General features: G+C 35.1%; 26 protein-coding genes and 1 pseudogene. 25 read left to right on the top strand and 2 right to left on the bottom strand.

Going from position 1 to position 23,619, the window contains the following annotated elements:
* Positions 1 to 403: 403 nt before the first annotated feature.
* The 22 genes and pseudogenes from ACTJFD_RS01935 to ACTJFD_RS01830 all read left to right on the top strand — a co-directional run bounded on the left by ACTJFD_RS01935 (position 404) and on the right by ACTJFD_RS01830 (position 18,900).
* A complete protein-coding gene (locus ACTJFD_RS01935) occupies positions 404 to 1,303 on the top strand; it encodes a LysR family transcriptional regulator (protein ID WP_442259349.1) in 900 nt (299 codons plus the stop codon).
* 72 nt (positions 1,304 to 1,375) lie between these two features.
* Entirely contained in the window at positions 1,376 to 2,314 is a 939-nt protein-coding gene (locus tag ACTJFD_RS01930; protein ID WP_442259348.1) for an NAD(P)H-binding protein, read from the top strand.
* A gap of 83 nt (positions 2,315 to 2,397) precedes the next feature.
* Positions 2,398 to 2,655 carry a hypothetical protein gene (locus ACTJFD_RS01925; RefSeq protein ID WP_442259347.1) on the top strand — a complete coding sequence of 86 codons (258 nt, stop codon included), beginning with the start codon at positions 2,398 to 2,400 and terminating at the stop codon, positions 2,653 to 2,655.
* 157 nt (positions 2,656 to 2,812) lie between these two features.
* Positions 2,813 to 3,151 carry a PadR family transcriptional regulator gene (locus ACTJFD_RS01920; RefSeq protein WP_442259346.1) on the top strand — a complete coding sequence of 113 codons (339 nt, stop codon included), beginning with the start codon at positions 2,813 to 2,815 and terminating at the stop codon, positions 3,149 to 3,151.
* Positions 3,141 to 3,998: a hypothetical protein gene (locus tag ACTJFD_RS01915; protein WP_442259345.1), complete on the top strand. Its 858-nt coding sequence runs from the start codon at positions 3,141 to 3,143 to the stop codon at positions 3,996 to 3,998. Before ACTJFD_RS01920 ends, ACTJFD_RS01915 begins: the two co-directional genes overlap by 11 nt.
* A 58-nt stretch (positions 3,999 to 4,056) precedes the next feature.
* Positions 4,057 to 4,812, top strand: coding sequence for a MerR family transcriptional regulator (locus ACTJFD_RS01910; RefSeq protein ID WP_442259344.1), 756 nt, complete (start codon positions 4,057 to 4,059; stop codon positions 4,810 to 4,812).
* Between the two features lie 158 nt (positions 4,813 to 4,970).
* The gene (locus ACTJFD_RS01905; RefSeq protein WP_442259343.1) at positions 4,971 to 5,879 is read left to right on the top strand and encodes an ABC transporter ATP-binding protein; all 909 of its coding nucleotides are present in this window, start codon (positions 4,971 to 4,973) and stop codon (positions 5,877 to 5,879) included.
* Complete coding sequence (locus ACTJFD_RS01900) at positions 5,872 to 6,636, top strand: ABC transporter permease (RefSeq protein ID WP_442259342.1); 765 nt, start codon at positions 5,872 to 5,874, stop codon at positions 6,634 to 6,636. Before ACTJFD_RS01905 ends, ACTJFD_RS01900 begins: the two co-directional genes overlap by 8 nt.
* A gap of 18 nt (positions 6,637 to 6,654) precedes the next feature.
* Positions 6,655 to 6,867: a DUF3955 domain-containing protein gene (locus ACTJFD_RS01895; RefSeq protein ID WP_442259341.1), complete on the top strand. Its 213-nt coding sequence runs from the start codon at positions 6,655 to 6,657 to the stop codon at positions 6,865 to 6,867.
* A 132-nt stretch (positions 6,868 to 6,999) separates the two neighbouring features.
* Positions 7,000 to 7,596 carry a PepSY domain-containing protein gene (locus ACTJFD_RS01890; RefSeq protein WP_442259340.1) on the top strand — a complete coding sequence of 199 codons (597 nt, stop codon included), beginning with the start codon at positions 7,000 to 7,002 and terminating at the stop codon, positions 7,594 to 7,596.
* A gap of 107 nt (positions 7,597 to 7,703) precedes the next feature.
* The gene (locus tag ACTJFD_RS01885; protein ID WP_442259339.1) at positions 7,704 to 8,678 is read left to right on the top strand and encodes an ABC transporter substrate-binding protein; all 975 of its coding nucleotides are present in this window, start codon (positions 7,704 to 7,706) and stop codon (positions 8,676 to 8,678) included.
* Between the two features lie 12 nt (positions 8,679 to 8,690).
* Positions 8,691 to 9,431 carry an ABC transporter ATP-binding protein gene (locus ACTJFD_RS01880; RefSeq protein WP_442259338.1) on the top strand — a complete coding sequence of 247 codons (741 nt, stop codon included), beginning with the start codon at positions 8,691 to 8,693 and terminating at the stop codon, positions 9,429 to 9,431.
* The gene (locus ACTJFD_RS01875; RefSeq protein ID WP_442259337.1) at positions 9,428 to 10,180 is read left to right on the top strand and encodes an ABC transporter permease; all 753 of its coding nucleotides are present in this window, start codon (positions 9,428 to 9,430) and stop codon (positions 10,178 to 10,180) included. The genes ACTJFD_RS01880 and ACTJFD_RS01875 overlap by 4 nt, the downstream gene beginning before the upstream one ends.
* Before the next feature lie 22 nt (positions 10,181 to 10,202).
* The gene (locus tag ACTJFD_RS01870; protein ID WP_442259336.1) at positions 10,203 to 11,336 is read left to right on the top strand and encodes a VanZ family protein; all 1,134 of its coding nucleotides are present in this window, start codon (positions 10,203 to 10,205) and stop codon (positions 11,334 to 11,336) included.
* A gap of 233 nt (positions 11,337 to 11,569) precedes the next feature.
* Positions 11,570 to 12,700, top strand: a complete 1,131-nt coding sequence (locus tag ACTJFD_RS01865; protein ID WP_442259379.1) for an MFS transporter — start codon at positions 11,570 to 11,572, stop codon at positions 12,698 to 12,700.
* 95 nt (positions 12,701 to 12,795) lie between these two features.
* The gene (locus tag ACTJFD_RS01860; protein WP_442259335.1) at positions 12,796 to 13,392 is read left to right on the top strand and encodes a nitroreductase family protein; all 597 of its coding nucleotides are present in this window, start codon (positions 12,796 to 12,798) and stop codon (positions 13,390 to 13,392) included.
* Positions 13,393 to 13,517: 125 nt separating this feature from the next.
* Positions 13,518 to 15,021 (top strand): annotated as a pseudogene (locus ACTJFD_RS01855) (phosphomannomutase/phosphoglucomutase).
* Positions 15,022 to 15,357 (top strand): nitrous oxide-stimulated promoter family protein, encoded by a 336-nt coding sequence (locus ACTJFD_RS01850; protein ID WP_442259334.1) that lies wholly within the window; start codon positions 15,022 to 15,024, stop codon positions 15,355 to 15,357. It begins immediately after the preceding pseudogene.
* Between the two features lie 293 nt (positions 15,358 to 15,650).
* Positions 15,651 to 17,096, top strand: a complete 1,446-nt coding sequence (gene proS / locus ACTJFD_RS01845; RefSeq protein ID WP_442259333.1) for a proline--tRNA ligase — start codon at positions 15,651 to 15,653, stop codon at positions 17,094 to 17,096.
* 209 nt (positions 17,097 to 17,305) lie between these two features.
* Positions 17,306 to 18,055, top strand: coding sequence for a helix-turn-helix domain-containing protein (locus ACTJFD_RS01840; RefSeq protein WP_442259332.1), 750 nt, complete (start codon positions 17,306 to 17,308; stop codon positions 18,053 to 18,055).
* Between the two features lie 121 nt (positions 18,056 to 18,176).
* A complete protein-coding gene (locus ACTJFD_RS01835) occupies positions 18,177 to 18,380 on the top strand; it encodes a helix-turn-helix transcriptional regulator (RefSeq protein ID WP_442259331.1) in 204 nt (67 codons plus the stop codon).
* On the top strand, positions 18,370 to 18,900 hold the full coding sequence (locus ACTJFD_RS01830) for a DUF3278 domain-containing protein (protein ID WP_442259330.1): 531 nt from the start codon (positions 18,370 to 18,372) through the stop codon (positions 18,898 to 18,900). The genes ACTJFD_RS01835 and ACTJFD_RS01830 overlap by 11 nt, the downstream gene beginning before the upstream one ends.
* Positions 18,901 to 18,992: 92 nt before the next feature.
* Here ACTJFD_RS01830 and ACTJFD_RS01825 read toward each other — a convergent pair whose 3' ends face one another.
* Complete coding sequence (locus ACTJFD_RS01825; protein WP_442259329.1) at positions 18,993 to 19,352, bottom strand: hypothetical protein; 360 nt, start codon at positions 19,350 to 19,352, stop codon at positions 18,993 to 18,995.
* A gap of 82 nt (positions 19,353 to 19,434) precedes the next feature.
* Between ACTJFD_RS01825 and ACTJFD_RS01820 the strand changes: the two genes are divergently transcribed.
* Complete coding sequence (locus ACTJFD_RS01820; RefSeq protein ID WP_442259328.1) at positions 19,435 to 20,007, top strand: DUF3267 domain-containing protein; 573 nt, start codon at positions 19,435 to 19,437, stop codon at positions 20,005 to 20,007.
* On the opposite strand, the gene ACTJFD_RS01815 is transcribed toward ACTJFD_RS01820, so the two are convergent.
* Positions 19,962 to 20,858 (bottom strand): RluA family pseudouridine synthase, encoded by an 897-nt coding sequence (locus tag ACTJFD_RS01815; RefSeq protein ID WP_442259327.1) that lies wholly within the window; start codon positions 20,856 to 20,858, stop codon positions 19,962 to 19,964. The genes ACTJFD_RS01820 and ACTJFD_RS01815 overlap by 46 nt on opposite strands.
* 168 nt (positions 20,859 to 21,026) lie before the next feature.
* On the opposite strand from ACTJFD_RS01815, the gene ACTJFD_RS01810 reads away from it, so the two are divergent.
* On the top strand, positions 21,027 to 23,174 hold the full coding sequence (locus ACTJFD_RS01810) for a PBP1A family penicillin-binding protein (protein WP_442259326.1): 2,148 nt from the start codon (positions 21,027 to 21,029) through the stop codon (positions 23,172 to 23,174).
* Between the two features lie 88 nt (positions 23,175 to 23,262).
* Complete coding sequence (locus ACTJFD_RS01805; RefSeq protein ID WP_442259325.1) at positions 23,263 to 23,610, top strand: YlbF family regulator; 348 nt, start codon at positions 23,263 to 23,265, stop codon at positions 23,608 to 23,610.
* Positions 23,611 to 23,619: the final 9 nt, after the last annotated feature.

The raw sequence follows: 23,619 nt of genomic DNA, 5'->3' as shown, positions 1-23,619 counted from the left end.
GTTAATAGACGGTAGTTATTAAAGGGGGGTATCTTCTATGGATGAATACTGTTTGCTTGACAAGGATGCACATATGAGTTTAACGTATGAATTAGACACTGGATTAAATGAACTCTTTTTAGTTAATGGAAGGAGGAGTTTTTGTACTCTTAAAGATTCAATAATGTTATTATTAAATCTCTTTTTGGTACAAAGACGAGAAAACTTTTAAAAAAGTTTTAGTCCTCCTTCCTTTGTGATATAATTAAGAAAACAAGATAACGGGACTATAGTTTTTGTACTCTTAAAGATTCGGCGGACCAATAGCAAAGGCGCATCCATCATGGATGCGCCTTTGCTATTGGCTTTTCTATTAGAAATACTTTAAACTTAATGATAGTAAATAAATAATGGGGACTTGTCGATGAATAGTGATAAATTAAAATATTTTATAGATATTGTTGAAGAAGGAAGTTTTACAAAAGCAGCAGCAGTAAATTTTGTATCACAAACAACTGTGAGTCAACATGTGGCATCATTAGAAAAAGAATATGAAGTCAAGTTAATCAATCGAAATAAAAAACCTGTAGAATTAACAGAAGCTGGTAAAATTTTCTATCTTGAAGCTAAAAAAGTGATGGTTCAATATCTGAAATTAGAACAACAAATGACCGCTTTAAAACAAGAGAAAACGAGTGTGAAAATCAGCTATCACTCAATTGTTGAGCTGAATAGCTTGGTTAGAGTCATCCAGAATATTTCTGAGATGGAGCATATTGAAATTGAATTAGAGAAACGTGCGATTAACACATTAGCTGATAGCTTAAAGCAAGGACTAACGGATTTAGCGATTGGTATTGATTCAGAATTTGCAGACCATCCTGAAATAAAAACGATTGAATTAGCTGAAGGCAAATATGCAGTGATGGTTGGAGAAAATCATCCGTTATATCATTCAGATTATGTTGAAATAAAGGAAATCTATCAATATCCGCTGGTTATGTTATCGCCAAGAGTGATTGGTAAATCTTATCAAATGATGATTGATAAGGCAGAAAACGAAGGATTTATACCTAATATCGTTCAACAAGTAGAAGATGCGGAGACTGAGATGTTTTTAATTCAGACAAAAGATTTGATTGGTTTTTTCCCAGAGACGTATCCGCTAGGAGTGGAAAATCAATCTTTAAGATTGATTCCCTTAAAAAAAAGTCTTCACACCTATAAAATTGTTTTAGCTTATCTTGGTCCGCCAGAGGCATTTGCTATTAATAAAGTCCTTCGTTATGTAAAAAGTGAGATAAGGAAAAGCAATGGCAGATAAACTATTCTTATTGGCGATAGTGAACTTATTCACATATAATTAGGTCATCAAGAGATAGGGGAGAGATTCAAGATGACAAAATTAATTTTAACAGGGGTCGATGGAAATTTAGGGAGTCATGCAGCCGAACAATTAATTAAATTAGCAGATAAAGGCTCATTGGTTTTTTGTGGTTATGATTCAGATAGTTTAGCTAAATATAAAAAACAAGGAATTGATACCAAACAAGTTGATTTTAATCAAGCAATAGATTTAGCTGAACAGTTTGAAGGGGGAAATGTTTTAGCTTTAATTTCAATGCCTTTTGTGGGAGAAAAGAGACAGAAAGCACATAAGAATGTCATTGATGCCGCAAAAGCAGCAGGAATTTCTAAAATTATTTATACTTCTTTAGTTAATGCAGCAGATCCAACAAATCCGAGTGTTGAGAAAATCGATCATGCTTTTACAGAAGATTATATTAAAAAGAGTGGTCTAGATTATATCTTTTTGAGAAATTCACAGTATGCTGAAGCAATGATTACGAATTATTTTATGTACGCTGAAGGGGACGGTGTGCTTAAGAATAGTCAAGGGGCTGGTAAGATGGCTTATATTTCTCGTCAAGATTGTGCAAAAGCTGTGGCACATGCCTTACTTGCCGAAAATGAGCATCAAGCTATTTTGAATATTAATGGTGCTGAATTAATGACAATGACTGATTTTATTGAAATTGGTAATCAAGTAACTGGTGCAAGAGTCACGTATCAAGAATTGACCGATGAAGAAAATTATCAAGAATTTGACGCGCTTGGTGTCCCAAGAACAACAGAAGGTCTGTTTGCAGCAGATTCAAAAGCACCTTATTCTTCTGATGGAATGGTTACTTTTGCTCAAGCCATCCGTGAAGACAAAATGTCAGAATTTACCCAAGATTTTGAAAAATTAACAGGAGAAAAACCAAAAACTGTGCGTTATATGTTTGAGAATGCAGCTGATTATCAAGTGGGCGCACGTCATTCTAAAGATTAAGATAAAAATAAGGTCAAGATAAAAAAAGCGACTTTAGTGTTTCATTCATGTTATACTCAGCTAAATTAAAAGGAGTGATTGAATTGAAACCTGAAGAGCTTTTTTCTCAATTTCAAAATTTATTAGAAAATAATTCGTTAACCGAAGCACAATCTTTTCTAGAAGAAAATATGGGAAACCTAGGTGACTATGGCTCCCAAGCCACAGAGATGTTATCGCAATTTGATGCGAGCGGTTTATTAGACTCCGTGGGTAATTTACCTGAGCAAGCTTCAGAAATCATATCTCAAGTAACAGAAGGTGGCTTTTTAGAGACGCTTTTTTCAATTTTTAAAAAATAATAAATTAGACTTTAAATAGTCTTGGATTTCTTATGATGAGAGTATCCAAGGCTATTATTTTTGTTTGCTAGTATGCTTTACAAACTAGTTAAGATATGTTAGTTTTAATGCATGGTAAGATGTAATACATACTAGTGTGAAGAAGAGAGGGGAGCTTTTGAAAGAAACTCAATTATTAAAAGGGGTTTTAGATGGTTGTGCTTTACAAGTCATTAGTCAACAAGAAATTTATGGGTATGAACTGGTTCAGTATTTGAGAAACCATGGATTTCCTAATATGATTGGCGGAACAATTTATCCTCTTTTACAAAAGTTAGAAAAGCAAGGATTGATTGAGAGCCGTTTAAAACCATCGCAGGAAGGACCTGACCGAAAGTATTTCTACTTAACGAATGAGGGGAAAGAGCATTTGAAAAAATTTAAAGAACAATGGTTTTCTTTAGTTGCTAAAGTAAATCAATTGATTGAAGTGGAGGATCAAGACAATGACAAATGAGAAACAAGAAAAAAATTATCGTGAATTGACCAATACATTAGAAAAAAAATTAAAAAAAGGAAATGTAACTTATTTCGATGATTTAAGAAGTTATCTTTTAACAGCAGGAATATTTTACAATGAAGCAGTTGTGAATCAACAGGTCTATGAAATACTAGTTGATATTTTGGAGGCGCAAAAAAATGGTGAAATAGCGGAAGACTATTTCGGTAAGAATCCTCAGCAAGTTGGAAATGAGTTAATCAAAAACTTTCCTAAAGAAAATGCCAAAAAGAAGCTAACATTTAGCTTATATATTATGTGTGCATTTTGGGTTTTTCAATTGGTGAGTGACTTAGCGAAACCTGGCTTACTCCAATTAAATATTTTAAGCTATTTGGTAACAGGTCTTTTGTCAATATTAGTGGTTCAATTTATCTTTTTCTTAGTTCATCGTTCTATTTATTTGAAACCTACTAATCCGTTACGTAAAAATAAAATCGTTGGTTTTATTTTCCTTTGGGTGATTGCGACGATTGTCTTAGCTGGTTATATTGGCATTTGGATGAAGATGCCGAAAGTTTTAATGTTACCTATTCCCTATCCCATTGATATTGTTCTTATTCTAGCTTTGGTCGGTGGAATTAGTTTTGTTGTGATGAAGGAGAAGATGCGTGAATTTTATCCGATTTTTTTGTTTATTACCGTACTAGGTGGCATCGGTTTGATTTCACGGTTCCCAATGACAGCACACTTATTATCGGGTAAAAATGGATCAATGATTATTTTAGGGATTATCATTGTGACTTATATTATTTATCTATTCTTTTCTAATCGTCAAATGAAAAAATTTAAAAAAACGAAATAAGGTCTTGACCTTCTCGTGACGGTATCCTTTAGACTAATTTTGTGGAGGAGGAGAGTCAATGGAATATACGATCAAAAAAATGGCTGAACTTTCAGGGATAAGTCCAAGAACCTTACGTTATTATGATGAAATTAATTTATTAAAGCCGGCACGAATTAATTCCTCAGGGTATCGAATTTATGGTGAAGCGGAAGTTGATTGTTTACAGAAAATATTAACGTTTCGTACACTAGATTTTTCCTTAGAAACGATTAAACAAATTTTAAACACTTCTAAAGAGGAAGTCGAATCGCTTTTACACCAACAAGAAGTGTTTTTGTTAGAAAAGAGAGAGCAAGTCAACGAAACATTAGCGATCCTTCAACACACTTTAAAAAGGTATGAGGAGGAAAATAAAATGTCAGATGAGCAAAAGTTTGAAAAATTAAAAAAGCAAGATGTAACTAAAAATGAAACAAGGTATGGTCGCGAACTTCGGGAACGTTATGATGAGCAACAAATTATTCAATCGAATGAACATTATCTTAATTTAGATCAATCAACGTTTAAATCCATGCAAAAAACAGAAAATAAACTCGTCGATTTGATGCGTGATTATTTAGTGTCTGAAACACAAAACAAAGAATTACGCTTCAAAATTTTTGAAACGCACAAAAAATGGTTAACTTACTTTGGAATGACTTATAGCAAAGAGTATCATCAAGGTTTGGCTCTCATGTACCAAGAAGATGAGCGCTTCAAGGATTACTACAATCAAAAAGCAGTCGGTTTTGCGGAAGCTTTGAGCGGTATTATTTTAGAGTTTGCAACATAATTTAACGTTATAAAAAATCGTTTTTTTTGATTTTTTATAACGTTTTTTTTATTAAGAAATTCTTAATTCAATAAAAACATATCGTAAAACGATAAAAAAGTATTGCTTTTTAATAAAAAAAGAATTATGCTAGATTTAATAAAAGGAGGGCCGATTGGATGAGTGCAGATGTTTTAGTTTTAAAGAATGTTCATAAAAAAATTAAAGGAAAAACAATCATTAATAATCTTTCATTTCAAGTAAAAGAAGGTGAAGTTTATGGTTTTCTTGGTCCAAATGGAAGTGGTAAAACCACCACGATACGCTTGATAACAGGATTGATTAAATTGAATGGGGGGCAGATTTCAATTTGTGGTCATGATATTACAAAACAAAGAGAGAAAGCTCTTTCTCATATTGGTGGGATTGTTGAAACCCCAGAACTCTATGAATACATGACAGGACGTCAAAATTTAAAATTATTTGCTAATATGGCGACCCCAAAAGTTGATAATCAGCGAATTGAAGAGATGATTCAATTGGTTGACTTGGTAGAAGCGATTGATAAACCAGTCAAAAATTATTCGTTAGGAATGAAACAACGCTTAGGTATAGCACAGGCGTTACTTCATCAACCAAATCTCTTGATTTTAGATGAGCCAACGAATGGTTTAGATCCAGCAGGGATACGTGAGATGCGTGATTATTTCCGTTACTTAGCTGAGAAAGAAAAAGTGACGATTTTGGTTTCTAGTCATTTGTTAAGTGAAATCGAATTGATGTGTGATCGGATTTTAATTATTAAAAATGGTGATTTTATTAAAGAAATTAATTTACATGAAACGCATCAAACGGAAAATAAAATTCGAGTGATTGTCGATAATCCAGATTTTGCCTTAACGTTACTTGAGGCTAAAAAAGTGAATAACCAATGCATTGAGATTGATAGTGAGTATGGGGAAATCCCTAATATTTTAATGTTATTAATTAGCCAAGGTGTCCGTGTTTATGAGGTAACTCCTCAAATTAAGACGCTGGAAGATGAATTTTTAGAAATGACGAAAGGAGGTTTACCTTCTGATGTTTAATTTGATAAAAAATGAGTGGTTAAAAATAACGGTTAGAAAATATAATCTGATCTTTTTAGTTGTTTTGCTAGTTTTACAATTAGCGAGTGCTTTTATTATCCGTTCATGGGAGCCAATAGGGCAACGTTTTCCAAATGCAGCCACGTATACGCAATTTAATTTTGGTGTGACCTTTTTTTTACTAACGATGTTTAGTATAACGTTGATGGTTCAGTCTTTCTCAAACGAGTTCCAACAGGGAACTATTAAACAATTATTGATTCGACCTAGAAAACGTGTTGCGATTTTAATAGCTAAGCTTGTTGCGGTCTTGACCTTGTCTATTTTGTATCAGGTTCTAGCAGCAGGAGTTTCAATCCTTTTTGGTGGAATTTTATTTGGTTGGGACACGAAAGAAATTGGTTGGTTAACTTTACTTAAACTAGCAGCATATGAGTTTTCTCCCCTTCTATTTTATGTTGTTTTAGCGTGTTTACTAGTGGTAATTTTTAAAACGACGCTTTTACCTGCCTTGGTGACACTACTACTTTTTTTGTTTCAAGCACAACTAGTGAATCTTTCTGGATTAATTTTAAAAAAAGCAGATCGGTTTTTTATATTGAAGCATGTTGCTTTGAAAAACTATGATTCACAATTGGCAATGAGTGATCCGCCAATGTCATTTAATTTAATTACGTCGGTTTTATTTATTTTATGTCATTTATTGATAATGTTAATCATCGCGAGTCTCATTTTTGAAAAAGAAGATATTTTATAAAAAGAAAAGAGGAAAAATATGAAGAAAATTATCGTTTCAATCATTATTTTATTAATTGGTGTGGTTTGTTTAATGGGTGGAAAACTTGCGCCAAGTGAAGTCCTTCCATCAGGTCAATTATCAGAGCCTTTCTTTTTCTTGTTACCGATTGGTTCTTTATTAGTTCTAATTGGGTTGATTGCTTTAATTGTTAGCTTGATCTTAACCGCTAAGTCAAAAAAAAGAGGTTAAAAAGGAAACCACTCTGAAATTTAATTCAGAGTGGTTTTAAAAAATAAATTTTTCTTTATTTAATTCATAAAACGAGAGTATTTAGCTTTTTTTTGTTAAACTAAAGTGGACTAATTTGAAGGAGGAAGAACATTGAAAAAAAAATATCTCTTAATCGGTTTAACTTTAGCAACGACTTTATCGTTAGCGGCTTGTTCTAAAGCAAATGAAACAGGGAATAAACAATCGTCAAATAGTAAAACAGAACAAGCAAGCAAGCAAAAAGATGAAAACTCAAAATTGACAGGATTAAAAGTATCTTTAGAGGAAGCCGTTGATAAGTACCAAGAAACGTATCCAGACACAGATATTACGAGTGTTGAGTTAGATTCTAAATTGGGTGATGTTTATTATAATGTCAAAGGTCGCGATGACGACCGTGAATATGAGATTTCAGTAAACGCTGAAACACAAGAAATAAAAAAAGGTCGCGATGAAAAGATTGATGCCGAAGAACAAGGGAAAGAGCAGCGTGAGGCTGAACGACTTGATTTAGCTAAGGTAATGAACCCAGAAGAAGCAATAAAAATTGCTGAAAAAGAAGTGGGAACAGGACATGCGACGGAAGCTGAACTCGATAAAGAGTTGTCGATTACTTTTTGGGATATTAAAATTAAAGATGGTTTGAAAGAAACCAACGTTAAAGTTAATGCCGTTTCAGGCGAGGTTCTAGAAACAGAAAAAGACTAAAAATTAAAAGGGTTGAAACAACTTGCCTAGCATTTTGTTTCGACCCTTCTTTTTTTTGTTGTATAATGAAAGACGTGGCAAATTTTAAAGTATCATAGGAGGAAAAAATGAATTACAAACAATTAGTATCAGGTTTAATTATTGCAGGATTGGGTTTTGCTCTAGCGGGGTGTACGGCTAAGCCGAAAGAAAAAGAATCGGTAACGAAACAAGAAAATCAAGAGAAATTATCTCTAAGTTTTGGAGCAATGCCTGCGGTGGATAGTCTACCTGTTTATATAGCTGAAAAAGAGGGATATTTTAAAGAGGAAGGCCTTACTTTAGATTTACAACGCTTTAAATCTCCTAAAGATCGAGATGCGGCTTTTTCAAGTGGTCATTTAGAAGGAGCAAATTCGGACTTAATAGCAGTAAGTGCTTATCAAATGGGTGATTTGGAGGCTAAAATTGTTAGTCAATCGAGTGGGACATTTTCAATTTTGACAGGGGATGAATCTGTCAAATCGCTGAAGGAATTAAAGGATAAGAAAGTAGGCTATGCGAAAAATCAGGCACCCTTTTATTTTTTAGATCAAGCCGTGGAAACAGAAGGTCTGAGTGTTAATGATTTAGGGTTTGAAGAAGTTCCACAGATTCCAGTTCGTGTAGAATTAGTAAAAAACAAAAAAATTGCGGCAACTGTTGTTCCTGAGCCTTTTCGAACGATTGGTTTAGCTAGTGGTCTAACTGAATTAGCGAATAGTAATGAATTAGACATTCAGACGACGGTTTTTGCCTTCACTGCTCAAGCTTTGAAAGAGAATAAAAAAGCCATTCAAGCCTTTTATCGCGCTTACGATAAGGGGGTCGATTATTTAAATACACATGAGCTAGATGACTATTATGATGTGTTAGAAAAAAATATCGGTTTTTCTCAAGAGATTAAAGATCAGGTTGAATTACCTAAATATGTTCATGCGAAACAAGTCGATGAAAGCCAGTTAAAAGCGGCTTTTGATTGGTCAACAGAACAAGGGATTTTAACAAAGAAATGGCAAACCAATGATGTTTTAAGTTCCCTATTATCAGAAACTAAAGATTAAGGAGGAGAGAGCATGCTTCGTCTAGAGGAGATTAGGCTAGCGTATGAAGACCAAACCATTTTGGAGAAGATAAGTTTAGACGTAGCGACGGAAGAGCTAATCACCCTTATTGGACCAAGTGGAACGGGTAAATCTTCTTTAATTCGTGGCGTGATGGGGTTAGTTCCTTTGGCAGAAGGCCAGGTTTTATTGAATCATGAGCCCATCTCAACTAAGAAACATGCGTTGGGATGGATTCCACAAAATTATGGCTTATTACCTTGGCAGTCTGTCGAGGTAAACATTATGACAGGTATTCGTTTAAGACATCAAGACTGGACGCATTCCAGACAGCAATTATTCGATCATTTAGTTGAAACGCTTGATTTAGAGCGAGTGCTGAAAAAATATCCCAGTCAATTAAGTGGCGGACAGCAGCAACGTGTTTCAATTGCTCGAGCCTTGTTGCTTGATCCGGATGCTTTATTTTTAGATGAACCTTTTTCAGCCTTAGATGCGTTAACACGAGAAAAAATCCAGCTTTTATTTTTGACACAATGGTCTGAACGTCCGGTACCAACCATGATGATTACTCATGATGTCGAAGAAGCTGTTTATTTGGGGCATCGCATTGTCTTATTGTCTGGGCAACCTGCAACGATTAAAAAAGTTTGGCAAAACCCGTGCGTGAACTATTTACCAGAGGAACGTCGAGAACATGCTGCTTTTTATCCGTTGGTTCAATCGATTCGAGAGGAGTTACGACAAGGATGAAAAAAAAGCGATCGCAATCAAGAAGTACTTTTTTAGCTTTACTCGGTTTATTAATCGCTTGGACGCTACTTAGTAAGTGGCTAAATCAATCGATGCTTCCTAGTCCTTTGCTTGTTTTTAAACATCTTCTAACACTTAATCCGACAGAGGTTTTTTATCATTTGTATAATAGCTTAGTTCGTCTGTTTTGGGGGATTTTGTTAGCTGTTGTGGTGGGAACAGGAATCGGTTTATTGATGGGACGCTCACAAAAGTGGAATCAGTGGCTAGATCCCTTGGTTTACTTAACTTATCCTATTCCCAAAGTTGCTTTACTGCCGATTTTTATGTTGTTATTTGGTTTAGGTGATTTATCTAAAATTATCTTGATCGCTTTAATTGTTGTTTTTCAAGTAATTCTTTCGGTTCGAGATGGAGTTAAAGGGATTCCGACAAGCTATTATGAAAATTATCGTGTTCTAGGTGCTAGTGGATGGCAGATTTTTCAAAAAATTACACTGCCCAATGCACTATCTTCTGTTTTAAGTGCGATTCGAGTCGCTTTAGGTACAGCAATCGCTATTTTGTTTTTTACAGAAGTGTATGGAACTCAGTATGGCTTAGGTTATTTTATTATGGATGCTTGGGGTCGATTAGATTATCTAGATATGTATAGCGGTATTTTTATTTTGAGTTTGGTGGCTTTTTTATTATTTTGGGTCATTGACAAAACTGAACATTTTTTGTTAAAGTGGCGTCAATATACTTAAAAAAAGAAAAGAGGTGCTTTGAATGATTCGGACCTATTTGACACCGATTATGGTTGCGTTAGGGACATTTATCGTATTGGCTTTTTTAGGAACGGTTCCATGGGCTATTTATCAATATCGAAAGCATGGGTATTTAAACTTTTGGCGAAATTTCATGATTTTTTCTTTTATCTTTTATGGATTAACAGCCTTTTTCTTAGTCAGTTTGCCTTTTCCAGAAACGCGACACAATGCCCCTCTTTTACAAGGGACTGGAGTTCAGTTGAACCCTTTACATTTTTTACAGACCTTTCAACAAGTACCAGGTTTTGATTGGCGTGCCTCTAATACGTATCCATTATTGATAAAATCCTTTACATTTTTAGAAGTTTTTTTTAATGTCTTACTGTTGGTGCCGTTAGGCGTTTATATTCGTTACTTTGTCAAAAAGATCTCCCGTTGGTATTGGGCATTATTGGGAGGGTTTGGTACTTCTTTATTTTTTGAAGTTTCTCAGATTACTGCTTTCTTTGGCTATTTTGACCACCCTTATCGTTATTTTGATACCGTTGATCTTGTGATGAATACAACAGGAACGTTATTGGGCTTTTTCGTTGCTCCTTTGTTCTTGTTTTTTATTCCAAATCGAGAGGAACTTCAAGTACATGATGAGAAATATCGTCCAAATCAGTTAGCTTCATATGGTGCCCAATTGATTGATGTTTGGTTAAGCTTAAGTGTGGCTAGTTTTTTAGCACATTTACCTTTTCACACAGGACTGGTAGCAATCGATCGTTTGTTATGGGGCTTTTTATTAGTCGTTATTATGCCCTTATTTTTTAAAGGTCGAACATTGGGTGGTTTAGTTGTTCGGATTCGTTTGCAGCCAGTTGATCAAGCAAAGACCTTTATTTCACCTTTGTTTTTACGTTATCTTTTGATTTTTTTACCAGGTGCCTTTGTCGAATTTACACAATTAATTAATACAAAACAAACGATGAATAAAAGTCTAGTGGTGATTCAAGTAACTTTGTCGATCGTTGTATTTTTAATGTATGCGATGATTACAATTGATATTTTACGTAAGTGGCTCAAGAAATACCCAGAACCTTATTTTAATCAATACCCAAAAGTTGAAGCAGTTCGTTATGCTAAGAAAAAGAAATCAAAAAATTGAGGTTTAAATAAGAGTGAGATAATCGTTTTAAAGAAGGAGGCTGGCCGATAAAAGGTCAGCCTTTTGTTTTATTTTTATTCTCCTTTTTTCATGAAAATTAAAAAAATTTCTTTTCAAAATTTTGAAAGTATGGTTTAATAGTAAAAATACTTAAAAAAGGGAGTTGATTGTTCGTGTCTAGAGAACAAAAGAAGGTGCTTTTAGCCACCGCAGCAGGAATTGGTTTAGAGAATATGGACATTATGTTTTTAGCTTTTTCGTTATCCTCCATTATTCAATCTTTTCATATTAGTGGGACGCAAGCAGGTTTGATTGCGACAGTAACTAATTTGGGAATGTTGGTTGGGGGTATTTTTTTTGGACTCATGGCCGACCGTGTTGGACGTGTTAAAGTTTTTTCTTATACGGTTATTGTTTTTAGTCTCGCTTCCCTTTGTATGTTCTTTGCTTCAAATATCTATTTAGTTTATCTCTTTCGTTTTATTGCGGGATTGGGAGCAGGTGGAGAGTATGGGGCTTGTATGTCTCTAGTTTCCGAAACATTTGATAAAAAGAATTTAGGTAAAGCCTCTTCTGTGGTTGCAATAGGTGCTCAAGTTGGAGCAATCATGGCCGCTTTACTTGCTTCTCTGATTATTCCAAGATTTGGCTGGCAGATGTTATATGTAATCGGGGTTCTACCTGTTCTACTTGTTCTTTGGATCCGCCGTGATATTAAAGAACCTGAAGTTTTTGAAAAAACAAAAACAAAAAATGAACGCCCTAGAATAGGATTATTGTTTAAAGATAAAAAGACAACGTGGCAAACGATGGGTCTAACGCTGATGGTAACGGTTCAGATTGCGGGCTACTTTGGTTTAATGAACTGGCTCCCTTCCATTATGCAACAACAACTTGGCTTATCGGTTTCAGGTTCTTCTCTTTGGATGGTGAGTACGATTATTGGCATGTCTTTAGGAATGTTAACCTTTGGAACGGTAATGGATAAATTAGGTCCTCGTCTTTCTTTTGGGATTTTCTTATTGGCTTCATCGGTGACAGTCTATCTATTGACGTTGGCGAAGGGGCAATGGTCTCTTTTATTAGCGGCGATTATTGTCGGCTATTTTATTAACGGGATGTATGGTGGTTATGGAGCGATTATTAGTTCGCTTTATCCGACAGAAATTAAAGCAACGGCAAACAATTTTATTATGAATGTTGGTCGAGCAATCGGTGGCTTTTCATCAGTCTTAATTGGCTTTATAATGGATCAATACTCATTAATGGTAGTTGTGATGTTTTTATCTATCATTTATTTGATTAGTTTTGTAGTCATGTTAAGTTTACCCGGATTAAAAAATTATCTCGCAAAAAACAATTAAAAAAGTGAGCATATCTTTTTACTTACAAATAGTAAGCATGTATACTATTATTTGTTAAGTTAATTCATTTAAATAGAAAAGGATCGGTGCAATACATGCCAGAATTTATGAATATATTAAAAAAACGTCGTTCAATTTACACTTTAGGAAAAGAAGTATCTTTAAAAGATGAAGAAATAGAATCTTTAATCAAAGAAGTTGTTAAACATTCACCAACAGCATTTAATTCACAAACACAGCGAGTGGTTATCTTATTTGATAAGGCTCATCAAAAATTATGGGATCTCACAGAAACAGCATTAAAACCGGTAACGCCACCAGAAGCATTTCCAAATACTCAAGCTAAGTTACAAGGTTTTTCTCAAGCCAAAGGGACTGTTTTGTTCTTTGAAGATACTGATATTGTCAAAGGGTTGCAAGAGCAATTTGCTTTATATGCCGATAATTTTCCAGTGTGGTCTGAACAAGCAAGTGGCTTAACGCAATCGAACGTTTGGTTAGCTTTATCAGAAGCTGGACTTGGTGCTAATTTACAACATTACAATCCATTGATTGACGCAGCTGTTCAAAAAGAATGGTCTCTCCCAACAACATGGAGCTTACGTGCACAACTTGTTTTTGGTTCAATTGAAGCGGATGCCGGTGAAAAAGAATTTATGGATGAAACAGATCGTTATCAAGTTTTCCACTAAATTTAAAATAATAAAAGTTGGTATGAGGTCAGAAAGCTGGCTCTCATACGAACTTTTTTCTATTTTTATCCTATGTTATAATGATAAAAATGAAACCCTTTTCTAAAAGAGAGATGGAGGAAAATATGGCACTAACAGAATTAATGAACGGTTCTGATATTCGTGGGATTGCGATTTCAACCGAAAAAGGTCAGGCAAACCTGACTAAAGACGTTACGAATGTAATTGCTCAAGGAATTTTAAAATGGTTTGATGAAAAAAAAGAAAAATTAGAGTCACCCTTAAAAATAGCGATTGGTCATGATAGTCGCTTATCCGCAAGTGAACTAAAACAGGGATTAATCGAGGGGTTTTTAACACAAGAAGTGACGGTTTTAGATGTTGGCTTAGCGACGACACCCGCTTTATTTATGGCGACTCAATTTGCGGAAACCAAAGCGGATATCGGTGTGATGATTACCGCGAGTCATCTTCCTTTTTATTATAATGGGATTAAGCTCTTTACTAAAGAAGGCGGTGCTGAACATGAAGATATCGAATGGATCTTGACCGCTGCTGCAACTTACCAGGTAGAAAAAGGAAATATTGGTAGCGTGACTGCTCAAGAGTTACTCCCTTTATATGCGCAAGATTTAGTAAAAAAAATCCAAGAAGGGACAGGTACGGCTCAACCTTTGGCAGGATTTCATCTAGTTGTCGATGCCGGTAATGGGGCAGGAGGTTTTTTTGCAGCGGCTGTTTTAGAACCACTAGGTGCTAATACCGCAGGCAGTCAATTTTTAGAGCCGGATGGTCATTTTCCTAATCACATGCCAAATCCAGATAATAAAGAAGCGATGGCGAGTATTCAATCGGCTGTTTTGAAGGAAAAAGCGGATTTGGGTATTATTTTTGATACGGATGTTGATCGAGCGGCAGTTGTTGATGCTTCAGGGCAAGTGATTAATCGCAATAATTTAATTGCCGTATTAGCAACAATGGTTCTGGAAGAGGTTCCAGGAAGTACGATTGTCACGAATTCACCGACATCGAGTCATTTAAAGGATTTTATTGAATTATTAGGAGGTCATCAAGTTCGTTATTTATGTGGATATCGAAATGTAATTAATAAAGCAATCGAACTCAATCAAGAAGGAATTGAAACGCCACTAGCGATTGAGACGAGTGGTCATGCTGCATTTAAGGAGAATTACTTTCTTGATGATGGTGCTTATGTGATTGCTAAAATTTTGATGCTCTTACCAAAATTACGTGAAAAAAATCAAACCATTAGTGATCTGATTGCACAATTACAACAGCCTGCTGAAGCTGAGGAAGTTCGCTTTAGGATGTGTGAGGTTGATGATCGAAAATATGGGGTTAAAATCATCGATGAGTTGGCTTCATTTGTAAAAGAAACGGCAGGAATGATTGAAGATCCAGAAACAGATGAAGGTATTCGTGTGACACTGACTTCACCGTTGGGACAGGGTGCGCTTGAGTTTGCATGAACCTCTTTTAGTCTTACAAGTCGAAAATGATGAATTCGGTAAAAATCAAAGGGTCTTTGAAACGTTGGCCCCTTTTTTCAATCGGTATGCTAACTTAGATATTGAGAAGCTTAAAAATCGGCTTGAGTCAGGTCAGTAAATGAAAGAAAAAAATCAGGGACCTCGGATAACATTTGAACGAAAAACAGTCCAAGCGATGATTGAAATTTATTATCGTCAATTCAAAGATGAAACCTCAAGAGAGGAAAAAGAAGAAGTCATGGAGTATGCGATGCAACGCCTTGATTTTTGTTGTTTTGGTGAAGAAAAACCAACATGTAAAGTCTGTCCTGTTCATTGTTATAAAAAAAGTTATCGTTTGAAAATGCAAAAAATTATGCGTTACTCGGGTCCGCGAATGTTACTCTATCATCCGTGGATGTCTTTTCAACATATGTTTAAAGAAAAAAGGTACCAACGTAAAATTGACAATTGATTTTAAGAATGTTACTATTCAATTTGACTATGCCGTATACATAGAGAGAAATGTTTTAGGACTAGTAAAGGAATCTTGACGATTGGATTAGAGAGAAGTCGCTTGCTGAAAAGACTTTATCGTATAAGCCCTTGAACCTGCCTACTGAGATAATATTTATAGGTTTGATACCTTTATCATCACATAAGTTGTAAAGTAAACTCTACTTTGAAGCAAGGTGGTACCGCCATTTTAGGTCCTTGCGTCAAAGTAGTTTTTTTTATTTTTAAATGACCACTATAGGAGGAAAAAAAATGGCTAAAAAGCAAGGTTTTGTTAAACAAATAACAAGTCGTGATGACGATTTTGCCAAATGGTATACAGATGTATGTTTAAAGGCTGAGTTATGTGATTATTCAAGTGTGAAAGGGTGCATGATTTTACGCCCAACAGGAACTGCATTGTGGGAAAACTTAAGAGACATTATTGATGCTAAGTTGAAAGCAACGGGACATCAAAATGTGACAATGCCAATGTTTATTCCAGAAAGTTTGTTATTAAAAGAAGCCGAACACGTTGAAGGTTTTGCGCCAGAAGTTGCGTGGGTAACTCACGGTGGCGACAAAGAATTAGAAGAACGTTTAGCTATTCGTCCGACTTCAGAAGTTCTATTCTGTGAACATTTCAAAAAAATTATTCATTCACACCGTGACTTACCTATTTTATATAACCAATGGGTAAGTGTTGTGCGTTGGGAAAAAAATACGCGTCCTTTCTTAAGAACGACTGAATTTTTCTGGCAAGAAGGTCATACTGCTCATGCGACTCATGATGAAGCAGAAAAAGAAACATTAGATATGTTAGCATTATATGTGTATATTTGTGAAGAAATTTTAGCGATTCCAGTAGTTTCTGGTTTGAAATCAGAGAAAGAAAAATTTGCAGGTGCAGAAAAAACATATACAAATGAAACCTTGATGTATGATGGAAAAGCGCTTCAAATCGCAACATCACATAACTTAGGTGATCACTTTGGTAAAGCGTTCGAAATTACTTATGCGGATAAAGAAGGTAAAGAACAAAACGTCTTTACGACTTCTTGGGGAATTACAACGCGTTCAATTGGTGGGATGATCATGGTTCATAGTGATGATCGTGGTCTAGTTTTACCTCCACGTATCGCACCAACACAAGTCTTGATTGTACCAATTGCACAACATAAAGAAGGCGTTCTTGATAAAGCATATGAGTTACGTGATCAATTAAAAACAGACATGACGGTCGCAGTTGACTCTAGTGATAAACAACCAGGATGGAAGTTTAGTGAAGCTGAGATGAAAGGTTATCCAATTCGTTTAGAAATTGGACCGAAAGATATCGAAGCTGGACATGTGGTAGCCGTTCGTCGTGATACTTTAGAAAAAGTAACATTACCATTAGATTCTAATTTAAATGAAACACTTCAAACGTTATTAGATACTATTCATCAAGATATGTTTGTTGCTGCTAAGGCTCGTCAAGATGAAAAAACACGTGAAGCCCACACGGCAGAAGAATTCTTTGAACTGATTGAAGAAGGTGGTTTCGTGATCGCTCCTTGGTCAGGGGATCCTGCTGTTGAAGAAATGATTAAAGAAAAATGTGGTGCCACTTCTCGTTGTTGGAGTTTCGCTCGTCAAAATGATGATTTAACAGGTGTTAAAGATTTATGGAATGGTGAAGATGCGAAATATATGATGCATTGGGCTAAAGCTTACTAAAAAAATAACCTCATGTTCTCTTTTATTATAAAAGAGAACATGAGGTTTTCTGGTAATAAAAGATTATTCCAACGGCTGTGAATTTTATTGAAAGCTAGTGTTAACAAGGATGCTACGGATTGTAGCAAGATAAAATTGAGGTTAGCCACAGATGAAAGCTATGTTTATTTTAAAAAAATATCATAATAAAAAGAAGGAGGTGAGTTTGAATGGAACTAAATGAACGTTTAAAAAGTGCTCGAACGAATAAAGGTTATACACAGCAAGAAGTCGCAGATATTTTACATATATCAAGAACAACCGTTTCAAGTTGGGAGGTCGGGCGAACGCTACCAAGTTTAGCTTTTGTGGTTGATTTAAGTAACTTATATGACTTGTCTCTGGATATTTTATTAAAGGAGGACATGGCCATGGTTGAACAAACGACTAAAGATGTCAAAGCAAAAAAATATTATAAAGGTCTACTTATTGGGATTGTTTCTACAGTCTTACTATTGTTTACGGTGAGCGTGATTTGGCTAATAATTGTTAAGAAAGACTATCAATATTTGGAAAAAAATTGGGAGCCTATTCAAGATAGTTTTATCTACCGAGAAGGGACAATTACAATGATGGCGCCTAAATTTAATTTAAAGGAAGAAGTTCGTTTTTCTTTATTTAGGAAAGAACCAATCTGGATCATGAGTTATTTTGAAGAGGAGACGACATCTAAGGTGAGTTTAATGTTTAGACAGGATAAAGTCTTTGCTAGTGTCCCACTCACTAAAAATCAATCCATTTCTGGAGATGTTAGAATTGACGAAAAAATCCAGATGATTCCGGATCAGGATAATGTAGGCACGTTAATGATGCCAGAAACGATAGTAGTAGTGAATCAATTTTTAACTGAAAATAAGAAAGAATTAAAAAAATTGTATAAAGCTACTAAAAAGCAGTATCGCTTGGTTAATCAAAAATAATTAAAAAGGGTAGCCTAGAAAGGTTATCCTTTTTTTATTTTTTTATTGTGTCACATATACTTGACTTTCTATGAAACTGAGCATAGAATTAAGTCATATATATATGACAAAGGAGATTGCAATGAATCGAGTCCGTGACTATCGTCAGATTAAGAAAATGTCACAATTGGCATTGGCCAAAGAGATAGGAGTGGCTAGGCAAACGGTGAATTTAATTGAAAATAATAAATTTAACCCATCGTTAGAATTGTGTATTAAATTAGCACGAGTATTAGGAACAGATTTAAATCAGTTGTTTTGGGAGGAAGAAAAAGATGAAAAGTAAAGAAACAATGACACAAAAATTATTGAAGCGCTTATTAGGAATTAATGGAGTCTTTGATGAGTATCGTGAGCAAGAGGCAAATCGGATAGGAGCCAACGTTTTTGCTTGGTTGTGGTGGTACTTGATGCTTTCAAATATGATTGCTTTTATGGTTGCAATAAAATATCCAGTTATTACATTATGGACCTTACTCAGTGTACATACCATCGTTTTTGCCTTTATCATTCCAGCCTATCTGCTGTTAGCTGTCTCCGACCGTAAGCTAGATGAGTATGAGGTGACCGAAGAAGAGGAGCCTAAAGTCAAAAGAAGAATGAAGAAAAAAGCCGTTTTATCTGCTGTTTTATTTATGTCACTTTTTGTGATTCAAGATATCGTTGATATCATGATTTTTGATGGTAAGTGGCAGGATTTAGTTAGTCTACCTCGAGTCATCGGTTTATTTATAGGAGGCTGTTTTTTTGGTGGGGTAATGTACTCACTCGTGTTAGTTAATTTAAGAAAGGCACCAAAAGAATAATCAATTGTTTAAGGTAAATTGAACGTGGTCATTCAAATAGAAAAACTTTTTTAATTCTTCTCCAAATGAGAAAAATCAAAAAAGTTTTTAGATTATTTTTTTGGAAACTTTTCAAATACTTTTTTTAATTGGTTTTTGTTAGTTTGATACTTATAAACGATATGAAAAATACCAGCACACATTAGCGTGATACTGTAAATAAAATTCTTTTCCCAAAAGATAAAACCATCAATTACAGCAATGGCACTAAGCATGATGAAAAAAGAAAGGTACATAGAGCTGAACATTTTTTTGACAGTCATTTTTTGGAAATAGGCTTCCCATTCTAATGAAGTCAAGGGTCTGAATCGCTGTTTTAATTTATAAAAAACAACCAGAAGTCCAACAGATGCAAGGGCGGCGATTTTAATTGAGATTATAAAAATAAAAAATGTTTCAATAATAAATAACATAGTAACTCCTTTAATGATAAAATTTCAAGATATACAAGATGAATTAAATAGGCTAAAATGAGAATTGAAAGAGGTGAATCATTTGAAGTTATACCGCTCGTTAAATCTTTTAGACAACGAAAAACTAATAAAAAAATTAAATCTTTGGTCACTTGCTTTAACCGTTTTATTTTTTCTTTTATTTATAGCTCTTGCGGTTTTTTTAAAGCCATCATTCACATTCAATTATTCTCTTAGGCAATTGTTTTTTATTTTAATTTTACTTGTTGGTTTTGTGCTTTTACATGAAGTAATTCATGCTTTTTTCTTTAAATGGTTTAATCCAAAAGGAAAGGTCCGTTTTGGATTTAAAAGTGGAATGGCCTATGCAACGAGTCCTGGCTCATTATACCGTAAGAACCCGTTTTTAGTCATCGTATTGGCTCCTTTTGTAGTCATTACTTTATTATTAGTCATCTTGCTATGGATGAACGTTCTTTCTCCGGAAGTTTTCATTATCATAGGAACATTCCATAGTTCTGCTTGTATTGGTGATTTTTATTATGTTTATTTGCTCTTAAGGTTACCTAAAGACGTTCAAGTTGAAGATACTTCTGTGGGTATTGATTTTTATTTTCCAGAAAAGTCATCATTTTGGTTGGATAATAAAGGCTGAGCTTCCACACAAATAGTCTCCTTAGTAAAGGGATGAACCAGTGATAATTCTTTAGCATGTAATTGTAAACGGCTCACTTTTCGGGTGAGTCTTTTTTCATATAGAGGATCACCGATAATGGGGTGCCCAATGGCTTCTAGATGAACTCTAATTTGATGCGTTCGCCCAGTTTCCAATTGACACGTTACCCAGGTTGTTTTAGCTGTTTCTTTGAACGGTGTGACGTGCGTGACCGCTTTTTGACCCTGTTGTTCGTCAACCACCCGTTTGCGTCGATCTTGGCGGTGGCGTCCGATTTTTTTATCAATAGTAAAAGGCTCGGTAGAAGCAAAGTGTCCCGCGACTTCTGCTTCATAGAGACGTTGAATGCCTTTTTGTTCTAAAATCCGACCCAAAATAGGTAAAATCACTGGATTTTTAGCGAATAAAATAGCGCCACTAGTCTCTTTATCAAGACGATGAACAACGTAAGGGACTTGATTTTTTTCTTTGAGATAAGCTGCGACATCATTAAAGAGTGTATTGGTTTCATCTGGTTGATTAGGATGTGTTTTGACTCCGACTTTTTTATTTAGAATAATCAGATGTTCATCTTCAAAAAGAATATGACAGTTTGCTTTATTTCCGAATTGAAGAGTAGGGAGTGGATAGTCACTTTCTTCAAAAATTAAAGTGATAAGATCACCGGCTTGGACCTTTTCATGAAATAAGATAGGTTGTCCATTACAAAGGACATTTTTACGAGTTCTTAGGAAGTGTCGGACTTTCCGTGGAATCAGCCAGTCCTGTTCTAATAGATTTCTTATATCGGTAGGTTGTTGTGTCTTGGGTAAAGTTATACTAAATTTCATTATTTAAGCTCCTAAAAATTAACGTATTTTTAGAAATTGTAACACAGAAAATTAATAAATTCATGTCATGATAGGACTGAAATGAATTTAAGACTTTAGTAGCATACGGAAAAAGCGAGTTTATGCTAAAATTAAGGAGCAATTATAAAAGGTAGCAAAGGAGTTTATATGGACTTTAAAAAAATAATAGCGACCATTAAAAGTTACGCTATTCATGCGTGGCAGTGGTTCAAACCTTATTGGAAGAAGTTTTCAACAAGCTTTGGTCGGATTTGGAAAAAATACCACCTAACCAAAGTCGTCCTGTTATTAATGTTAACAGTGACATTAGTGACGAGTACTTATTTATTTTATTTAGCCAAAACGGCAAATATTGATACCTTAAAAACAGGGTTGGAACAAGTCACAACGATTTATGATGACAAAGGCGAAGAAGCGGGAACTCTAGCTGTTTATGGAGCGAAAGGGAGCTTTGTTCCGATTGACCAAGTCTCACCTTATATTAAAGACGCTTTAATTTCTACTGAAGACCGTCGTTTTTATAAGCATCATGGGTACGATGTGAAAGGAATCGCTCGGGCCGTGGTTCGAAAAGTGGTTCGGCGTAATAATAGTGGGGGTGGTGGGAGTACCATTACTCAGCAATTAGCAAAGAATGCAAAATTGACACAAGAACAGACCTTAACAAGAAAAGCGAAAGAGTTATTTTTAGCAATCGAAATTGAAAAAAAATATTCAAAAGATGAAATTTTAGAGATGTATCTCAATAAATCTTATTTTGGTAGTGGGGTTTGGGGAGTCGAAGATGCGTCAAAAAAATATTTTGGAAAAAGTGCTAAGGATGTAACGATAGATGAAGCGGCAGTCCTTGTCGGGATGTTGAAAGGTCCGAGTATTTATAACCCGATTGATCATATGGATAATGCCATTGCTAGACGAGATACAGTGCTTTCCGTCATGGTTGATAATGGTAAGTTAGATGAGGCGACGGCACAAACCTTAATGAAAGAACCTTTATATTTGACGGATACCTATCAGCCAGATCATGATTCTTATCGCTATCCTTATTATTTTGATAAAGTGATTGACGAAGCAGTTAAAGTAACGAAATTAGATGATAGTGATATTTCAAATGGTGGGTATAAAATTTTTACGTCATTAAATCAACAATACCAACAAGGTATGGATACGACGTTTGCTAATGATAGTTTGTTTCCTCCGAAAGCTTCAGACGGGGCAATAGTTGAAGGTGCTTCTGTCGCTTTGGACCCTAAAACAGGAGGAGTGCTGAGTATTATTGGAGGGCGAGATTATCAATATCGAGGGTTAAATCGAGTAACAGATTCAAAATTACCACCAGGCTCAACGATGAAACCTCTCTCTGTTTACACCCCTGCTTTGGAAGCGGGGTATAAGCCGGATGATATTTTACAAGATCAAGCACTCGATTATTATGATGTGAAAAATTATTCGCAAACCTATAGTGGGGAAGTTCCAATGTACGAAGCTTTAGCCCAAAGTTTAAATGCCCCTGCTGTTTGGTTAATGCATGAAATTGGGATAGACCGTGGATTTAAGAAAACAGAGCAATTTGGCGTCACACTTGATGAAAAAGATCGCTACTACGGATTGGCATTAGGTGGCTTGACGAAAGGAACAACGCCATTATCAATGGCAAGTGCGTATAGTGTTTTTGCTAATCAGGGGATGCGCAAAGAACCACATTTTATTACTCGAATTGAAGATCCAACAGGTGTGATTATTTACGAAAATCAAAAAGCAAAAGAAAAACGGGTGACAACCCCAGAAGTTGCTGATTCGATGACAAGTATGCTCCAAAGTGTTTTTAGTTCTGGAACAGGGATAGAAGCTAAACCACAGGGATATACCATTGCTGGTAAAACAGGAACCACAGAGAATACAAGTGTGGACGGCATGTCAAAAGATCAGTGGATTATCGGTTATACACCAGATGTGGTCGTGACGACTTGGATTGGTTTTGATAAAAGTGGTCCAGATCATTATCTAACAGGATCGAGTGGCAGTAATTTAGCCGGAATTTTTAAAGATGAAACGCAACGGATACTAGCGGCCTCCCCCAACACTTCTTTTACAATAAAAGATGCCAGTCAACCAGAGGAAGAATCAAGTACCAGTCAACAGTGGGGTGAACAATTGGATGATATTGGTGATAAAGTCAAAGAAGGAGCGAGTACAGTTGGTGGTAAGGTTAAAGAAGGAGCGGGTCGTTTAACTGAAGGTGTTCGGGAAGGTGCACAACGAGTTGGTGATTTTTGGTCGAAAATCTGGGAATAAAAAGGAATGGATAGGCTTTTAAAAGAAAGCGTGTTACAATAAAAAAGTACATCATTCAAAAAAGATAAGTTAAGAGGAGCGAATTAAGATGACAGTTAATATTTATGATACAGCTAATCAATTAGAACGTGAAATTCGTGAAACAAACGAATACAAAGCTTTAGAAACAGCTTTTAAAAATATGAAAGCTGACGCAGCAGTTTTTGAATTATTTACAGAATTCCAAATGTTGCAAGTAACGTTACAACAAAAACAAATGCAAGGTCAAGAAATTACAGAAGAAGATATTTTAGCTTCTCAAGAATTATCAGTTCGTGTTCAAGAGTCAGAATTAATCAAAGCATTGATGGAGAAAGAACAAACTTTCAGTAATGTCATCAATGATTTAAACCAATTAATTATGAAACCTGTTCAAGAATTATATCAATTAGACTAAAATTAAACC

The sequence above is a fragment of the Vagococcus sp. genome (genome assembly GCF_052102835.1).
Taxonomy (GTDB): domain Bacteria; phylum Bacillota; class Bacilli; order Lactobacillales; family Vagococcaceae; genus Vagococcus.
This window is presented reverse-complemented; position numbering and strand designations above follow the sequence as displayed.

What these genes read in the sequence shown, in the direction of transcription:
- ACTJFD_RS01860 (WP_442259335.1), top strand. Translation starts at nt 12,796, where the DNA reads ATGCCAGAATTTATGAATATATTAAAAAAACGTCGTTCAATTTACACT.
- ACTJFD_RS01915 (WP_442259345.1), top strand. Translation starts at nt 3,141, where the DNA reads ATGACAAATGAGAAACAAGAAAAAAATTATCGTGAATTGACCAATACA.
- ACTJFD_RS01880 (WP_442259338.1), top strand. Translation starts at nt 8,691, where the DNA reads ATGCTTCGTCTAGAGGAGATTAGGCTAGCGTATGAAGACCAAACCATT.
- ACTJFD_RS01825 (WP_442259329.1), bottom strand. Translation starts at nt 19,352, where the DNA reads ATGTTATTTATTATTGAAACATTTTTTATTTTTATAATCTCAATTAAA.
- ACTJFD_RS01865 (WP_442259379.1), top strand. Translation starts at nt 11,570, where the DNA reads ATGGACATTATGTTTTTAGCTTTTTCGTTATCCTCCATTATTCAATCT.
- ACTJFD_RS01870 (WP_442259336.1), top strand. Translation starts at nt 10,203, where the DNA reads ATGATTCGGACCTATTTGACACCGATTATGGTTGCGTTAGGGACATTT.
- ACTJFD_RS01895 (WP_442259341.1), top strand. Translation starts at nt 6,655, where the DNA reads ATGAAGAAAATTATCGTTTCAATCATTATTTTATTAATTGGTGTGGTT.
- ACTJFD_RS01935 (WP_442259349.1), top strand. Translation starts at nt 404, where the DNA reads ATGAATAGTGATAAATTAAAATATTTTATAGATATTGTTGAAGAAGGA.
- ACTJFD_RS01905 (WP_442259343.1), top strand. Translation starts at nt 4,971, where the DNA reads ATGAGTGCAGATGTTTTAGTTTTAAAGAATGTTCATAAAAAAATTAAA.
- ACTJFD_RS01910 (WP_442259344.1), top strand. Translation starts at nt 4,057, where the DNA reads ATGGAATATACGATCAAAAAAATGGCTGAACTTTCAGGGATAAGTCCA.
- ACTJFD_RS01810 (WP_442259326.1), top strand. Translation starts at nt 21,027, where the DNA reads ATGGACTTTAAAAAAATAATAGCGACCATTAAAAGTTACGCTATTCAT.
- proS (WP_442259333.1), top strand. Translation starts at nt 15,651, where the DNA reads ATGGCTAAAAAGCAAGGTTTTGTTAAACAAATAACAAGTCGTGATGAC.
- ACTJFD_RS01930 (WP_442259348.1), top strand. Translation starts at nt 1,376, where the DNA reads ATGACAAAATTAATTTTAACAGGGGTCGATGGAAATTTAGGGAGTCAT.
- ACTJFD_RS01805 (WP_442259325.1), top strand. Translation starts at nt 23,263, where the DNA reads ATGACAGTTAATATTTATGATACAGCTAATCAATTAGAACGTGAAATT.
- ACTJFD_RS01900 (WP_442259342.1), top strand. Translation starts at nt 5,872, where the DNA reads ATGTTTAATTTGATAAAAAATGAGTGGTTAAAAATAACGGTTAGAAAA.
- ACTJFD_RS01815 (WP_442259327.1), bottom strand. Translation starts at nt 20,858, where the DNA reads ATGAAATTTAGTATAACTTTACCCAAGACACAACAACCTACCGATATA.
- ACTJFD_RS01835 (WP_442259331.1), top strand. Translation starts at nt 18,177, where the DNA reads ATGAATCGAGTCCGTGACTATCGTCAGATTAAGAAAATGTCACAATTG.
- ACTJFD_RS01830 (WP_442259330.1), top strand. Translation starts at nt 18,370, where the DNA reads ATGAAAAGTAAAGAAACAATGACACAAAAATTATTGAAGCGCTTATTA.
- ACTJFD_RS01850 (WP_442259334.1), top strand. Translation starts at nt 15,022, where the DNA reads ATGAAAGAAAAAAATCAGGGACCTCGGATAACATTTGAACGAAAAACA.
- ACTJFD_RS01840 (WP_442259332.1), top strand. Translation starts at nt 17,306, where the DNA reads ATGGAACTAAATGAACGTTTAAAAAGTGCTCGAACGAATAAAGGTTAT.
- ACTJFD_RS01875 (WP_442259337.1), top strand. Translation starts at nt 9,428, where the DNA reads ATGAAAAAAAAGCGATCGCAATCAAGAAGTACTTTTTTAGCTTTACTC.
- ACTJFD_RS01885 (WP_442259339.1), top strand. Translation starts at nt 7,704, where the DNA reads ATGAATTACAAACAATTAGTATCAGGTTTAATTATTGCAGGATTGGGT.